Source organism: Streptococcus suis (genome assembly GCF_002964045.1).
Lineage (GTDB): Bacteria > Bacillota > Bacilli > Lactobacillales > Streptococcaceae > Streptococcus > Streptococcus suis_U.
Genome location: NZ_POPB01000691.1, coordinates 1 through 201 on the forward strand (window position 1 = coordinate 1; position 201 = coordinate 201).

General features: G+C 38.8%; 1 pseudogene. It reads left to right on the forward strand.

Annotated elements, in window-relative coordinates:
• A pseudogene (locus C1E99_RS14865) lies at positions 1 to 201 on the forward strand (IS5/IS1182 family transposase); the annotation flags it as partial.

The window sequence follows — 201 nt, forward strand, 5'->3', positions numbered from 1 at the left end:
GGACAAGTATGGATTTGAGAAAGATATTAAGATTTACGAAGCTGATCCTGTACAAGCTAGTAAAGAGTTAGACCAGTTAGCACGGACGGAAAAAGGAAACCTCAAACAAATTCAGTATAATCCTACGTGGAACTATTTCAAGAACTTAGTCAAAGAGGAATTGACAAGTAAAGAGGGAGCCCGCATTTATGCCAAACGCAA